The 14,844-nt window shown below is 49.1% G+C and carries 19 protein-coding genes and 1 pseudogene; 17 read left to right on the top strand and 3 right to left on the bottom strand.

What is annotated here, in order from left to right:
* The 15 genes and pseudogenes from KQJ19_RS17910 to KQJ19_RS17835 all read left to right on the top strand — a co-directional run.
* Positions 1–1,036, top strand: a 1,036-nt coding sequence (locus KQJ19_RS17910; protein ID WP_216403931.1) for a terminase family protein, incomplete at its 5' end; no start/stop codon positions are given.
* Positions 1,036–2,436: a DUF4055 domain-containing protein gene (locus KQJ19_RS17905; RefSeq protein ID WP_131346019.1), complete on the top strand. Its 1,401-nt coding sequence runs from the start codon at positions 1,036–1,038 to the stop codon at positions 2,434–2,436. The genes KQJ19_RS17910 and KQJ19_RS17905, both read left to right, overlap by 1 nt.
* Positions 2,420–3,499, top strand: a pseudogene (locus KQJ19_RS17900) (phage minor head protein); the annotation flags it as partial. The gene KQJ19_RS17905 and the pseudogene KQJ19_RS17900, both read left to right, overlap by 17 nt.
* 617 nt (positions 3,500–4,116) lie before the next feature.
* The gene (locus KQJ19_RS17895) at positions 4,117–4,302 is read left to right on the top strand and encodes a hypothetical protein (RefSeq protein ID WP_131346016.1); all 186 of its coding nucleotides are present in this window, start codon (positions 4,117–4,119) and stop codon (positions 4,300–4,302) included.
* Positions 4,303–4,383: 81 nt separating this feature from the next.
* Positions 4,384–5,151 carry a hypothetical protein gene (locus KQJ19_RS17890; protein ID WP_131346013.1) on the top strand — a complete coding sequence of 256 codons (768 nt, stop codon included), beginning with the start codon at positions 4,384–4,386 and terminating at the stop codon, positions 5,149–5,151.
* 10 nt (positions 5,152–5,161) lie between these two features.
* Positions 5,162–6,115 carry a major capsid protein gene (locus KQJ19_RS17885; RefSeq protein WP_047500743.1) on the top strand — a complete coding sequence of 318 codons (954 nt, stop codon included), beginning with the start codon at positions 5,162–5,164 and terminating at the stop codon, positions 6,113–6,115.
* Positions 6,116–6,436: 321 nt separating this feature from the next.
* A complete protein-coding gene (locus KQJ19_RS17875; RefSeq protein WP_181604045.1) occupies positions 6,437–6,832 on the top strand; it encodes a protein singed in 396 nt (131 codons plus the stop codon).
* Position 6,833: 1 nt separating this feature from the next.
* Positions 6,834–7,217 carry a glutamate 5-kinase gene (locus KQJ19_RS17870; RefSeq protein ID WP_181604046.1) on the top strand — a complete coding sequence of 128 codons (384 nt, stop codon included), beginning with the start codon at positions 6,834–6,836 and terminating at the stop codon, positions 7,215–7,217.
* A 1-nt stretch (position 7,218) separates the two neighbouring features.
* Positions 7,219–7,770 (top strand): hypothetical protein, encoded by a 552-nt coding sequence (locus tag KQJ19_RS17865; protein WP_047418035.1) that lies wholly within the window; start codon positions 7,219–7,221, stop codon positions 7,768–7,770.
* Positions 7,767–8,159 (top strand): phage tail terminator-like protein, encoded by a 393-nt coding sequence (locus KQJ19_RS17860; protein WP_181604047.1) that lies wholly within the window; start codon positions 7,767–7,769, stop codon positions 8,157–8,159. Before KQJ19_RS17865 ends, KQJ19_RS17860 begins: the two co-directional genes overlap by 4 nt.
* 26 nt (positions 8,160–8,185) lie before the next feature.
* Positions 8,186–9,358, top strand: coding sequence for a phage tail tube protein (locus tag KQJ19_RS17855; protein WP_181604048.1), 1,173 nt, complete (start codon positions 8,186–8,188; stop codon positions 9,356–9,358).
* Positions 9,359–9,420: 62 nt separating this feature from the next.
* On the top strand, positions 9,421–9,888 hold the full coding sequence (locus KQJ19_RS17850; protein WP_047500751.1) for a hypothetical protein: 468 nt from the start codon (positions 9,421–9,423) through the stop codon (positions 9,886–9,888).
* 149 nt (positions 9,889–10,037) lie between these two features.
* Entirely contained in the window at positions 10,038–10,205 is a 168-nt protein-coding gene (locus tag KQJ19_RS17845; protein WP_103766491.1) for a hypothetical protein, read from the top strand.
* Between the two features lie 216 nt (positions 10,206–10,421).
* Positions 10,422–11,465, top strand: a complete 1,044-nt coding sequence (locus KQJ19_RS17840; RefSeq protein WP_181604049.1) for a hypothetical protein — start codon at positions 10,422–10,424, stop codon at positions 11,463–11,465.
* The gene (locus tag KQJ19_RS17835; protein ID WP_181604050.1) at positions 11,462–11,971 is read left to right on the top strand and encodes a hypothetical protein; all 510 of its coding nucleotides are present in this window, start codon (positions 11,462–11,464) and stop codon (positions 11,969–11,971) included. Before KQJ19_RS17840 ends, KQJ19_RS17835 begins: the two co-directional genes overlap by 4 nt.
* A 35-nt stretch (positions 11,972–12,006) precedes the next feature.
* Here KQJ19_RS17835 and KQJ19_RS17830 read toward each other — a convergent pair whose 3' ends face one another.
* Positions 12,007–12,468 (bottom strand): hypothetical protein, encoded by a 462-nt coding sequence (locus KQJ19_RS17830; RefSeq protein WP_249415231.1) that lies wholly within the window; start codon positions 12,466–12,468, stop codon positions 12,007–12,009.
* A 178-nt stretch (positions 12,469–12,646) separates the two neighbouring features.
* Here KQJ19_RS17830 and KQJ19_RS17825 point away from each other — a divergent pair, with 178 nt between their 5' ends.
* Positions 12,647–13,318, top strand: a complete 672-nt coding sequence (locus KQJ19_RS17825; RefSeq protein ID WP_216403930.1) for a hypothetical protein — start codon at positions 12,647–12,649, stop codon at positions 13,316–13,318.
* A gap of 193 nt (positions 13,319–13,511) precedes the next feature.
* Here KQJ19_RS17825 and KQJ19_RS17820 read toward each other — a convergent pair whose 3' ends face one another.
* Complete coding sequence (locus KQJ19_RS17820) at positions 13,512–14,018, bottom strand: hypothetical protein (protein WP_181604052.1); 507 nt, start codon at positions 14,016–14,018, stop codon at positions 13,512–13,514.
* Positions 14,019–14,062: 44 nt separating this feature from the next.
* On the bottom strand, positions 14,063–14,392 hold the full coding sequence (locus KQJ19_RS17815) for an Arc family DNA-binding protein (protein WP_181604053.1): 330 nt from the start codon (positions 14,390–14,392) through the stop codon (positions 14,063–14,065).
* A gap of 323 nt (positions 14,393–14,715) precedes the next feature.
* Between KQJ19_RS17815 and KQJ19_RS17810 the strand changes: the two genes are divergently transcribed.
* Positions 14,716–14,844, top strand: a 129-nt coding sequence (locus KQJ19_RS17810; RefSeq protein WP_216403932.1) for a phage antirepressor N-terminal domain-containing protein, incomplete at its 3' end; no start/stop codon positions are given.

Below are 14,844 nucleotides of genomic sequence, written 5' to 3'. Positions count from 1 at the left end.
CTTCTACGAAGGGCGGCGGTACCGCGGCACGACAATTTGTCGGTCGATGGAAAAGCCAGACACGATAGTCGGCTTTAAAATCGGCAATGCGCTGGTGGATGAGTTCGACGTTCTGAAAGCGGATAAGGCGCGTCAAGCGTGGCGGAAAATAATCGCGCGTATGCGTTATAAGGTTGATGGTCTGCGTAACGGCATTGATGTGACCACAACACCTGAAGGATTTAAGTTCGTCTACAACCAGTTTGTTAAGGCGGTAAGGGAAAAACCTGAGCTGAGGCCGATGTATGGTCTTGTGCAGGCCTCGACGTTCGACAACGAAAAGAACCTGCCGGATGACTATATTCCTTCGCTCCTGGCGAGTTACCCGCCGGAGTTGATCAAGGCCTATCTGAACGGCCAGTTTACTAACCTGACCAGCGGCACCATTTATCACCAGTTCGACAGGGTGCTGAATAACTCCAGCGAAGAAGATCAGCCCGGTGAATCGCTCTATATCGGGATGGACTTCAACGTCGGGAAGATGGCCGGAATCGTCCACGTATTACGACTCGGCTTACCACACGCGGTAACAGAGATTATCAACGCTTACGACACTCCCGACATGATTCGCATCATCAAGGAGCGTTTCTGGCTGTATGCCGATGGTGACTATCGCAAGGTCCGGGAAATATATATTTATCCTGATGCCTCTGGCGACTCCAGGAAGTCAAACAACGCCAGCAAAACAGATATTGAGCAACTGCGACAGGCTGGATTTAACGTCATCGTTGATGATGCTAACCCGCCAGTAAAGGACCGCATCAACTCCATGAACGCCATGTTCTGCAATGGTAATGGCGATCGCCGATACAAGGTGAACGTGTCCCGCTGCCCGGTCTACGCCGACTGTCTGGAACAACAGGTGTGGGATAAAAACGGCGAGCCGGATAAAAAGAGCGATAACGATCACCCCAACGATGGCGCCGGTTACTTCATTGTGAAGCAATTCCCAATCGTTCGACCTGCATTCTCTATTTCACTGGACACGACATTCTGATGGCCAATAACGATATTACTTACGTTCGCCCTGAGGTCAGGGCGGCGCTGCCTGTGTGGAAAAAAATACGTGACGTGTGCAAGGGGGCTGATGCTGTAAAGGCCGCCGGAAATGATTACCTCCCTTTTCTGGACCCGTCCGATAAGTCTGCACGCAACAAAAAACGCAATGCCGATTACATTCAGCGTGCAGTTTTCTACGCGATAACGGGCAATACAAAGGTTGGTTTATTGGGACTGGCGTTCCGTAAAGACCCGACAATGACCGTGCCGGATAAGCTGAATTACCTTAGTGATAATGCTGATGGTGCTGGCACCAGCATTTATCAGCAGTCCCAGCAGGTTACAGAAAATATTCTGGAAGCCGCGCGCGAGGGGCTGTATACGGATTATGCGGCTGAATCCGCCGAGGCGATCATCCTTCGCTATCAGGCGGATAGTATCATTAACTGGCGAACCAAACGCATTAATGGGCGCGATCAACTGGTGCTGGTGGTTTTACGCGAATGTATGGAAAAGGAAGATGGTTATGCATACGAGGATGAAATCCAGTATCGCGAACTTGCCCTGGAGGACGGAAAGTTTATCTGCAGAGTCTGGCGGAAGTCAGATGATGTTGGTTCTTATGTTATCAGTTCTGAGTATCAGCCAAAGCCAAAAGGTGAGGAGTTCTGGGATGAGATCCCCTTTACCTTTGTCGGTGCACAGAATAACGATCCCAGCATCGACGAGTCGCCTCTAGCTGCCCTGGTTGAAATCAACCTTGGGCATTATCGTAATTCTGCGGATTACGAAGACAGCGTATTTTTCTGTGGTCAGGTACAACCGGTGATTTCCGGGCTTGATACAGCCTGGCGTGACTGGTTGCAGGATAAGGGAATCCGTGTCGGTTCTCGTTCACCTTTTCTGTTGCCGAAGGAGGCGAGTTTTACCTACGCCCAGGCGCAACCAAATACACTGGCTAAAGAGGCGATGGACAGTAAGCGTGATTATTCTGTTCAGCTTGGCGCAAGGCTTATCGAGCAGAACAGCGCGGTTAAAACCGCTACACAATCCAGCGGTGAGCAAACCGCATCTACTTCGGTGCTCGGCATTTGCGTTTCCAATGTTTCTGAGGCCTATACGCTGGTACTCGGCTGGTGCGCCAGATATCTCGGTATTAAAGCCGAGGAATACCGTTACAGCATCAATCAGGAGTTCATCGCCAAAGTCGCTGAATCCGGCATGGTAACGGCAATCGTCAATGCATGGCAGTCCGGCGCGATTCGCGACACGGATATGGTCAGAGCGTTGCAGAAGCTTGACCTGATAGATCCAGCTGATAACCCTGAAACCGTCATTGACGCCATTCGTAACGGCGCGCCTAACCTGATTGGTGGCAATAATGGCAACGGCGAATGACAAACTGCAGGATGAATCCTTAGCCCACGCAATATGGGTTAGTCGCTACAGCACAGGCGTTGCCAACAGGATGATAAAAATTCTGAATGACAGCGACGCCGAACTTACCGCCAGGCTGCTGGTGGCTATTGATACGCTGGATGCTGAGAGCTTTACCGTTTCGCGTCTGCAAGCGTTACTGGTAAGCGTCAGGGCGATAAACAAGGATGCCATTCAGTCGATGTATGCTGCTCTTACTACCGAGCTACAGGAACTGGCGAAGCACGAAGCCACTTTTCAGATGAGTCTCTTCCAGTTTGCCATTCCCGACGATGTTCTGGCTCTTCATCCGCTGGTGGGTATTTCCCCTGATGCGGTTTATGCCGCGGCGATGGGACGTCCATTCCAGGGGCGTTTGCTAAGCGAATGGGCCAGCAACCTCGAAGCCGATCGGATGGCGCGTATATCCAATACGGTGCGGCAGGGATTTTTGCTTGGCGATACGCAGGAGCAAATCGCAAAAAAGGTCCGTGGACATGCTAACCGTGGTTACCAGGATGGTGCGCTGCAGATGAGCCGAGCCAATGCAGCCAGCATTGCGAAAACAGCAGTAGGGCATCTTGCATCGACAGCCAGACATAGCTTTGCGGCGGCGAACGACGACATTCTGAAAGGTAAGCAGTGGTTATCTACTTTAGATAACCGGACATCAAAGGATTGTCGGATCCGCGACCGCCTTAAGTACACGCTGGATAACAAACCGATAGGTCACAAGGTGCCTTATCTACAGGGGCCTGGTCGCATACACTTCTGTTGCCGCAGTACCGAAACCTACATCCTCAAATCCGCTGAAGAACTTGGTATTAATGTCCGTGAATTACCGGAAGGTACTCGTGCCTCAATGGACGGACAGGTTGCAGGTGATACCACTTATTCTGAGTGGCTACAACGGCAGCCATTTTCACGGCAGAAAGAAATACTTGGCGAGACTCGTGCGAAAATGATGCGCGATGGCGTCATAAAATATGATGAGTTCTTCACTGACAAGGGGGAATGGCTGACGCTAGAGCAGTTGCGTGAGAGGTCAGTACTGGCAACAAATCTAGATTCAGCGAATTCGGTTGAAGAAGTGGCTAAATGGATGACTGGCCGCGTGGCGCAGGAGGTGAGATTTCCTGATGGTGTCTCACTGGATTCAGCGAAAGAAGCGGCACAGGCCGCATTTGATGTTATACAGCGATTCAGGCTACAGCCCGTTTCGGCTTTTGGTGACATGCTGGAGGTACCAGCATCTATCGCCGGTGCTTATGAACAGTCAACACGAACAGTGCATGTTGCCGGTTGGGCACTGGATAGCAGTGAATGGGATTACATCAGGAAGAACAGCGAAGGTGTCGATATGACGATGATGGTGAGAGAGCATCTTGTGAAGGCCGTATCTCAGGACGTTCTGGATGTTTCACCTGCGGATCTTCCCTATGTAGCCACACCATCGATAAAGGGGACAGTATGGCATGAGTTAGGTCATCATTTGTATTACTCACGCACTGATATTGGTGGCATGGTAGAAAGCGCATATGATGAAGGCTGGTGGCGCTCCATCAGCGCCTATGCGTCCGAAGCGCCGAAAGAGCTTTTCGCTGAAATTATGTCGGCGTATATGAGCGGTAATCTTGACATTATTAATCCCGAGATCCTCCAGTGGCTGAAACAAAATTCCCGTTCCTGAAAAAAGCATCAGACCTGGCCCACGCAGACCCATTGCCTGATGACATCCTCGAACAACTGGACACTATCTGCAAAGAGGCTGGAGAAACCACGCCGGAAGGCCGAATGATCGGCATCTTGATAGGCTCGGTTTACACCCGGTTAAACAACCCTGATTAAGCGTTAAACGTACACACATAGCCCTGGCATCTGCCGGGGCTTTTTTATGGGCGAGGCCCGGCAAAATCCCGAGGGGAAAATATGTTAATCCGAAATATGCTTCTGAAATATTGTGCGCCTGAAGGCAATGGTGAGGGTGCTGGCGGTGGTATCGAAATCACCCCTGAAATCCAGAAGATGATTGATGAGCGCGTGACCAGCGAAGTCACGGGCCTGAAAACGAAAAACAGAGAACTGCTGGGCACCATTAAACAGCAGAAAGAAAACCTTTCCCGCTTTGATGGTATCGACCCGGACGCTGTGCGCGGCATTCTCCAGCGTTTTTCCGACGATGAAGAGGCGCAGCTGATCGCCGCCGGGAAAGTTGATGAGGTTCTGGATAAGCGCACTGAACGGTTACGCGCTGATGTTGATAAGCAAATCAAAGCCGCGAATGAACGCGCTGAAAAGGCTGAAGCGTTCTCCAGTAAATTCCGGGATCGTGTTCTCGGTGATGCTATCCGCAGTGCCGCGCTAAAGGCGGGGGCATTGCCGGAAGCGTCCGACGATCTCATTCTCCGTGCCAAAGGCACTTTCCAGCTCAACGATGATGGCGAGGCCGTAGCTGTTGACGCAAATGGCGATGTTCTGTTCGGAAAAGACGGTAAGACTCCGTTAACCCCTGTCGAGTGGGCTGAATCTCTGAAAGAGACGGCCCCGCACCTGTTCCCGCGCGCTGAAGGCTCCGGTGCTGGTGGTCACAAACCAGGTGGCGGCGGAAGCCTCAAACGTTCAGAAATGAGCTCAAGCAATAAAGCGGACTACATCCGCAAACATGGCCAGCAGGCCTATCTCAAATTGCCTAAGTAAGGACTAATCAATGCCTACGACCGTAAACAGCGATCTGATTATTTATGATGACCTCGCGCAGACTGCGTTTCTTGAGCGTCGCCAGGATAATCTGGAAGTTTTCAATGCCGCCTCAAATGGCGCAATCATTCTTGATAACGAGCTGATCGAGGGGGATTTCCGCAAGCGTACCTTCTATAAAGTTGGCGGTTCTATTGAGTCGCGCGACGTTAACTCCACTGACCCGGTAACGGGTAAAAAAATCGGTGCCGGTGAGTCTGTCAGCGTTAAAGCGCCGTGGAAATACGGCCCATATGAAACCACCGAAGAAGCGTTTAAACGTCGTGGCCGCGATGTTAGCGAATTCTCCGAGGTGATTGGCGTAGACGTAGCTGACGCAACGCTTGAAGGTTATATCAAATATGCCCTTCAGGGACTTGTCGCAGCCATTGGCGCTAACGCTGATATGGCGGTATCAGCGGATATAGCCACTGATGGTAAGAAAACCCTGACCCGAGGCCTGCGTAAATACGGCGATAAATTCAACCGTGTTGCGCTGTTCGTAATGCATTCCACGACCTATTTCGACATTGTTGATCAGTCTATCGACAACAAAATCTACGAAGAAGCTGGGGTGGTGGTTTATGGCGGACAGCCAGGCACACTGGGTAAGCCTGTACTGGTAACCGACACCATGCCTGTTGATGCGATTCTGGGGCTGGTGGCCGGCGCGGTATCCGTAACGGAATCGCAGGCTCCGGGTTTTCGTTCCTACAACATTAACGACCAGGAAAACCTTGCGATCGGTTATCGCGCAGAGGGTACGGTTAACGTTGAACTTCTGGGTTACAGCTGGGATGAAACGAAGGGCGCTAACCCTGACTTGACCAAAATCGGCACTGGTGCGAACTGGAAGAAACATTTTACCAGTAACAAATCCACTGCAGGCGTACTGATCAAGCTGGAAGCCCCGACGGGGGAGTAACCCTGTCAGCGGATAAAACTTCCGCAACTGCTGACAGTACCGACGCGGTGACCGTTTCGCTCAAGTACACCAAAAATGGTGCAGGAGTCTCAGGGGCATCTGTAGCGTGGACGTCTACTGGCGGTACGCTAAGCGCTTCGACATCACAGACGGGGTCTGCAGGCGGCTCGACGGTGAAACTCACCTCTGATACGGCCGGCTCCTTTACTGTGACGGCTACCGTCGATGATGTGGTGAAAACAACTGAAGCGATTGCGTTCACTGCTCCAGCGGGTGGTTAACTGACGGGGCGTAAGCCCCGTTTCTTTTGGTGAGATCTCAATGACCGTTTATATAACAATCCAGGACGTTGACGAGTTGCTGGGTGATACCTGGGCTGCAGCCGACATAAAGGCTAAAGCCTTGCTCCAGGCAAACACCTGGATGACGGCTCTAAACCTTCAGGATATCGACTTGGAACATATTCCCGAAGAGGTTAAGCAAGCCGGAGCGTTTGTCGCTTCCGTAGCAGCTGCTGGCAATCTGTATCAGCAAAAGACGGATTCCGGCGTGGTGACGAGCAAAAGCGTTGAAGCCGATGATGTGAAAGTCTCAAAAACATTTGCCGAGCTTTCAACCTCCAGTACTGAGCTACTCGATCCCGATCTGCAACTGGCGTTTGCCATGCTCAAGCCATGGATGCTTAACCCGATTCAGACGTTCTTTGTGAGGGCGTGATATGGGAATACGTGATGAATTCCAAACTGAAGTCGCCGCAGCATTCGATACCGACCTGCAGGATGCTGTTAAGGATTTCACTGGAACATACACCCATCGAGGTGACTGGGATCCGGTAACGGAAACCGGCAGTGAAACGCAGGTGATGTATTCAGGGCGCGGTGTTATGGCGCGGTACAAACTCCGTCGTATCGATGGCGTTAATATCCTGCACGGTGACCTGAAATTAACCGCCCTGGTTAACGAGGTGACCGATAGGCCAGCAGTCGGGCACTTTGTCACGGCGCCGGAACCGATAACTTGTGTACCTCAGCGTTATGAGGTCATAACCGCCGCTGTTGATTCCGCTGGTGCTGCGTATTCCATCCAGTTACGGAGGGCGTGATATGGCTAAGGGCTGGAGTATTGACCCGGCAGCATTCGCCGGGCTGGTGGCCGATGACGTGAGGTTGCGGCAGCGAGCCATCGCTACACAGTTGCTGAATGAAATCGTGAAACGGTCTCCTGTCGGCAATCCAGAGTTATGGGCGATTAACGCTACCGCCGTCGAGTACTCCAAAGCGGTTGGAGAATGGAACGAATCGCTCTACGACAACCCGGATAATCTGACCAAAACCGGGCGACTCAGGAAGAAAGTACGTGTTAACGACAGCATGGATATCAAACGCCCGGCAGATTATCGTGCGGGTACGTTCAGGGCTTCGCATTTCGTAAGTATCGGATCACCGGATTACTCGGTTCCAACAGAGGAGGACCCGCGCGGAACGACGACATTTCTCAACGGTAAAAACATCATCGATCAGGCTCCGGCCTACTCAGTGATTTATATCCAGTCAAACCTTCCTTACTCCGTACCTCTGGAGAACGGGCATTCAACGCAGGCTCCAGCGGGCGTCTATGCAGTTTCATTTAACGGTGTCGTTCAGGCCTACAAATGACCCTTACAGAAATCAGAAACGCCGTCATTTCCCGAATGACGGCGCAGACCGCTATTGCTTCTGATGCGGTGGACTATCCCAACGGACCGCTATTTGATCCGAGCGGCTGCGATATCTGGGCACGCTTCACCAATATTTCAGGGCAGGCGGGAGCCAAAGAAACCGGGAACGGGCCGGTAGTTCATCGAACCGGTGTACTTATCATTCAGCTATTTGTACCGGTCTACACCGGCACGATTCTGCTTACTCAAACAGCAGACCAGCTAACGGAGCATTTTGAATTCCAGAATGACGGACGACTGAGTTACTTCGCTGTATCGGCAGTCCCGGCGGGCGAGGCCGACGGCTGGTCTCAGCTCAATCTACAAATTCCTTACCGCGCTCTGTAGCGCTTAACTTCGATGGAGGTGACCGCATGTCGAGCGGCGCTAAGGTACTCTCGGCCTTTATCCGGGAGACGACACCAGGAATTACGCCTGCTGGCGTCTGGAATCTTCTCAAACGTACCAATTGGGGCGTTGGCCCGTCCCAGAACACCAACGATAACGACGAAATCGGCGGTACCAGAATGGCGCAGGGCGCTACGCTGGGGACGGTCGATGTTGGCGGCGATGTCGGGGCAAAATTCCGCTATGGCCAGCATGATGACTTTCTTGCTTCGTGTTTTGGCGCAGAGTGGGCAAGCAATGTGCTGACGATGGGGAATGACCGTATTTCCTTCTCTCTTGCGACATATGCTTCGGACGTTGGCATTGCCTCAATTGTTCGTGGCGCGCAGGTAAGCGTGTTCCAGTTGGAAGTTCCGAATGATGGTGACGTTACCGCGACAGTCACATTCGCCGGGCTGGGTTGGGACTCAAAAGCAGACGATACGAGTTACATCACAGGCAGCCCTGCTGATAATGCTGGCGAGTTGCGTTACTCGTTCAAAGAGGTCACGGCAATTAACCTGAATGGCGTCGATGGTGGTGATGGTTTCTGTATTGATACCTTTAACATCCAGTTTGATAACAACGTTCAGACTCAGCGTTGTATCGGTACCGGCTCACCGTATGCCGGGGCCAATATCCCGACTACGTTCACGCCGTCAGGTTCGATCACTTTGTCGTGGTCAAAAGCAGCGTGGGAGGTCTGGAGTAAAACGCTTACCGGCGCAACCGTGCCATTCAGTTTCACACTGGCGAACGACGAAGGACAGTACACGTTTAACTTCCCAAAAGTGCAGGTCTCTGGCGACTGGCCGGATGGCGGCAATACCGACATTATCCAGGTTCAACTGGATATCACTGCAGCTGACGAGTCGCCGACGATTACCCGCGCTGTTACCGTCCCTGCCACGGCAATCAGCGTAACGCCAGAAACTTCATCAGGTAATGTCGGTACTTCCGTCACGCTGACAGCGAACCTTGCCCCGGCTGGTGCGACTGATGCTGTGCAGTGGGAGTCATCAGATCCGACTGTCGCAACGGTGGTATCGACAGGCCAAAAAACCTGCCAGGTAGTCAGAGCCGGCGACGGCACCGCAACGATAACCGGTAAAGTGCGAGGCTTCACCGCCACCGCCGAGATTACCGTAACTGAACCATAAAATTTCCCTTGCCCGTTCCGCTCTACATGGTGGCGCGGGCTTTTTTCATGCAGGAGTTTTTAATGATTATCCTAGCCCCACGAATTGATGTTGGTGGCGAGCGCTGGTTCACACCACTGAAAGGTCTGAAACCCATTGAAGGCCTGAAACTGCTCGTCAACAGCATTGATAACGACCAGTATCGCTCGCGTAATGCTCTTATCCGTCGTCATATTGAAAAAATGGACGCCAGTTACCAGGTTGGAACCAGCGAATTTAGCCTGTCAGCGGTCGGGGAAATAGACTCTGCTGATGATCTGCTTATCGACAACTGTGCGCATTACCTGCTCAAAGACTGGAAGGGCGTTGGTGAGCTTGTTGATGGCGAAGAAGTTCCGATTGAATACACGCCGGAACGCGGAGCTGCACTTCTGAAACAGGAGCCAGCGATTTACTGGCAAATTCTGGCGGAGGCAGCCAGCATCGCCCAGGGCAAAGAGCAGCAAAAGCAGGAAACCGTAAAAAAGTCATCGAAGCGCAGAAGTGGCTGAGTGAATTCGGCGGGGAGCAGGGTGAAAAGGCAAAGTGGCGAAGGGAGAAATTAAAACTCCCGCCAATTCCTGAGCCTGAGATTGATGCTGTAACGGGGGAGATACTCAACGCTTACGCAATGATTTCTCGCGGCAGACAGTATACCGGAATGGCTGGCGTACCGCTCCCGTTGTCCCTGCACGATATCGAGCGCTATCTGGCCTCACGTTCTATCCTGATTGACCGTACAGAGTTTGATGCTTCGATACTTGCCCTCGACGATGCCTGGCGGGATGAGTGGGCGAAGGAACAGAAAGGAAGCAGCAAGAAGAAATGAGCCTCCGCATTGCTCGAAGGTTTTTAGTTTTAGGTAAAATTCAACTATATACTGATGGATCACCGTATGATTGATAGACAAAAACTTGTTGTTTACAGAGCTACAAAACAATACTGTATGTTTATACAGTTGCCGACCTGTTCAAATAACCATGTAACTAATTAGACCATTATTTATTAAAGTAATCTCATCTTACTTCTTATGGGATTGAGCTTTATGGTAACTGAACAGGCCACTTTTACATTTTACAAAATTAACAAGGCCGGATACTACCGAACGGGGGCAAGGGAAGCTGAATTTGGTAGCGTGACAGAGATGTTGGAGGATTTGAAAGCTTGGGCTGAGCCGAAGACACTCAAAGAAACAAAGACTTTTGAGACTGACGAAGAACGATATCCCGCTTACCTTGTTGATTCTCGTTCCTCTGGCAGTGATTGGGCTCTTCTTCTTTGGAATGAAGTTCCCAGCAATGGACAAAGGATGCCTTCTCTTAGTGAGGATTCTAGGTTTGGTGAGGAGCCTGCGGTGATAATGAATCCGATACAAGAGGGCAGTATTCCTGGGTACGCCACTTATTTCTGGTTCATTCCCGAACGAAATCTCATGGCGACGGTGAGATTGCATAACAAGCTTACATCACAAGGCACTTTACAAAAGTATTTGCAATGTTTCCTCAAACAATCGTCTAGGCACGTGAAAGCCGAAGTTGTTGAAACAGAAGAGGGAGCACATGAAGTAAAAATTACTGGTTACATGGCTAATGTTGATGATGTTGATGAGGAAAAGAAGCGTTACTACCCACGATTTTCAACCTCTTTAATAAAAAATCCTGGTCGCCATGAGGTCATCAGGCAAAAAGCTAATTTAATCAAAAAAATTGAGCGAGTGATTGAACTCGATCTTGCTCAACCAGAGCAACTTGGGCTTTGGCAAAAAATGCTCGATTTCATTCAGCTTGGTGCTAACCAGGCTCCTGGTGCATCTACTAAAATTAAATATATTGTTTCACCTGATGTAACTTTAGCTGACGTGAATCAAATGATTGAAGATTGGGATGAAGATGTTTCTGAGGTCAATGATTATGGCTTCATTTTTCAGGGTGAGCCGAACAAAACTTATTGGTTGAGTAATTCTCTTTCGCGCACTCAATTTGATTTACGCTTAGAGAGGGAAAACGATGAGATAGTTAATCTTCAGTCTCTATTAGATGAGCTTGGAGGTAAAAAAGAACGAATACTGAGAGGAGCTGGCTTGTTATGAAGATAAAGGTGGCGTTTATTTTGATTACCGCATGTACTGTGATTGGTGCTGGGTATCTGGGACGCCATATCTCTTTTTCCCAGCAATGGCCGTTATTTGAAGCGCTTAGGACTACTGCTTCAATTATTTTTGCAGTTGTTGGTGCTTGGTTCGCTATTATCTATCCTGAAAGATTAAAAAAATCATTTAAGGGCGGGAAAGAGGATGCCAATGGTAGCGGTATACATCGATTGTTCACCCCCATAGTTCATTCGACAGCAATTTTGGCAAGTGTCTTAATAATAGGAGTGTTTGCTCCTTTATTAAAAGAGTTTGACTGGATTATTCTTCATAAAGTCTTTTTTAGAGGTTTGTCATACGGTCTTCTTGTATTCCTGACGTTATGGCAGCTCATAACAGTTGTCTACAGTTTGATTGGTCCGGATATGGTTAAACGGTATACCTCAAGGCAAAGTACAACTCGCCGTGCTGCCGAGTCTGTTCTCGCTCCGAAGAAAAAAGAATAAACCCGCGACGGCGGGTTTTTGCTTTTGGCCAGCCTTCATTGTCCAAATAGCTTCGATAGCCCAGCTGTAGTTGCAGCTTGCACCACAATTTTAAGGGCTTCCGTTGATAGTTCGCCGAGTGTGGATTTAGCCTTTTCTTTCTGCTCGTCGTTCATGTTGGATATGGCAATGAGATCTTCGAGGATGACCACTGCTTCTCGGTGGAATTTGATGGTCTGGACGTTGAGGATTGCACTAAGCCCACCATCGTTTTGCATAAAATCTACTCCTTTGCATGTAGCGCGCATGTTATCAAGAAAAGAGTAAGGGTCATCACTCCTCTGCTCTCTGATTGTGAGTAGGCCGTGTTCAGCAAGATAAATCATATTTGCAGAGAGTTTAACATCGTCAACCTGCATTATTTCGGAATCAAAACTATCCCATGTGGTGTGAGCTGGGTAGGAGTTTATACAGCAAGAAAGAATATAATGTTGTAATTCGCGGTCATACTTTTCCATGTCGTTTCCTTAGCTTGAGTTTACCATTTAACCTACCCCGGAAGCTCGCTATCTAAAAGCCTGATAAACGATCAGCCAATCGGAGCTGTATTTGTTGCCTCGCTGCCCAAGAAGCCTTGATTGCCTTACAAATTTTGTGTGATAGGATGTTTCCGATTGCAATCAAAGGGACTATATTATGAAAAAAAATCTGGCCGTGGCCTTGGGAGCAGTGCTTTTAGCGGGGTGTACATCGCCCAAGTACAACTATGCGCCAACAACGCAAAGTTTAAGTGAACCACCTGTAGGCTCCGTTAACACGTCCTATGTAGGAGACGCTCTGTTATCTCAAGGTATTTTAGCAAAATACGAAGGGATAAAAGTTACTGCACCAGCAAGAGTTTCATGGGGTTATACAGTGACCCCCGGCAATCTGAAGAAAGTCGGCCAGGATGGAAAGTCCGAATTCTATATGCCTACAGGAATGGCTGATTCTGCGAATGTTCAGAAAGCTGCATTAGCTGATATGTGGCAGGCATTGATGGTCAAAGAAGGTACCAAGACACTCTGTGTTATCACTGTCTTTTCAGTATCAACTTGCGAAGACAATATGCCTTTTGAAAAAACCAACCTAAACATTAGTTCTTCTAATAATTTTCAGCAGACATTGCTGTATAACGGTCGTGTAGGTAATAAAATCAACATTGGCTATCGTGAGTCATCATCTGATATGGCAAGACCTGCCTTCAATAACGATGTCGAATATGACTTATCGGAATCTAAAGTTATAGGTTATAAAGGCGCCAAGATTGAAGTGCTTGAAGCTACAAACCAGAGCATCCGATATAAAGTAATTAGTAACTTTAGATAAAATTATTAATTTCCCCGATGGTTTAAGCCCACTCAGGTGGGCTTTTCTTATGAGGCTATGATGAAAATTCATTCTGCTGTATTTCACCCTAATGGGTTTTTTATTGATGCACCGAACCAGCCTGATTTCTGGGTGCTGCTTAGCCGCACGTTGGGGTGGGGCAGATTCTCGCTGGTGTGCGAATCTTATGAATTTACCCCAGATGGAGGAATTTTTGAATTAGTGGAAGTGCTACCGGCAGGCTCAGAGCCCCCTTCACCACTAATTCCTTCGTCAAATGTTCTATGGCGTCTGCCGGAAGCTGCCGAAGCTTTGAAACGATACTCTGCTTCTCAGATTCGGGAATGTTTGCCAGAGAGATAAAATCCTCAATGGCTGTAAGTGTTTCTCGGTGCAATTTGATGGTTTGAACTTTCAAAATCGCACCTAATCCGCCATCCTGAAGTAAGAAATCAATTCCATCTTTTGTGGCGAGCATCCCTCCAAGCGCCACGCTTGTTGTTGCCAAGTGATTGTGGGAAAACATCCTAATTAAGCCATGTTCAACAAGGTAGCTTATATTTGCCAGAACTTTTTGCGAGTGTTCTTCAGAGTAAAATTCTATATGCTTACGAAATTGCTCATGTGAAGTTGTTTTGGGGTATGCATCCACAGCGGCCTTAAGTATAAGCAGCTGTAATTCTCTGTCGAACTTATCCATCACTTATCCTTGACTGATTTTAAACTCGCTTCCTAAAGAGCGCTTTAGTTTTTACCAGTGTTTTTTTTGATGTGAGCGCCAATCTGAGCCTCAATTGCTGGATGCAGATACGCATCTGGTTCATCAATTCTGAGGTGAGCACCTTCTGCGAGAATATTCAACTGCTGTTGTAGTTTCTTTATGCCCAAAGCTACTTCTGAAAGCGTCAATGCCTTTTCTGTCGGGATGTCATGCATCTCAACCCAAGCCTCGATGGCTGCGACCATTTCTGCGTTTGCAGAGCGACCATTTTTTTCCGCAAGCGCAGCAATTTTCTGCTTAAGATCTTCAGGCAGTCGCAGGTTAACTTGGGGATTTTTATAAGGTCTACTCACGAGATTTCACCATGATACAAATATGTATCATCAGGATAAGTACATATGTATTGACTAGCAATGCGTACCTAAATACTATGTATGCGTACCACATACAAAAGGAGGGAGTATGAAAGTTAAGACATTGAGGATGCCTGAGTGGTTGGAAAAGGCGTTCGAAGAACTGGCTATAAAATCCGATCGATCTTTTAGTAAAGAGGCGGTGCGGGCCATGCGTGAGTACGCGGAGCGACAGGGAATTAAGTGTCGAGAATGAACAAAGCCCCGACTGCGGTAACAGTCAGGGCTTCGATTGTCAGTAAATCCTTGAGAGAAAAACCAACATGAACAGTATATCAACAGCAGTTTCTACCATCAACGTACCATTCCACGGCAATGAGCTGTATATAGTGAATCACAACGGCGAGCCGTACACCCCGATGAAGCCGATCATTGATGGCATGGGCATGGAC

The sequence above is a fragment of the Citrobacter sp. S46_ASV_140 genome (genome assembly GCF_018919545.1).
Lineage (GTDB): Bacteria > Pseudomonadota > Gammaproteobacteria > Enterobacterales > Enterobacteriaceae > Citrobacter > Citrobacter braakii.
Note: the sequence above shows the minus strand (reverse complement) of the source record. Positions and strands in the feature narration are given on the sequence as shown.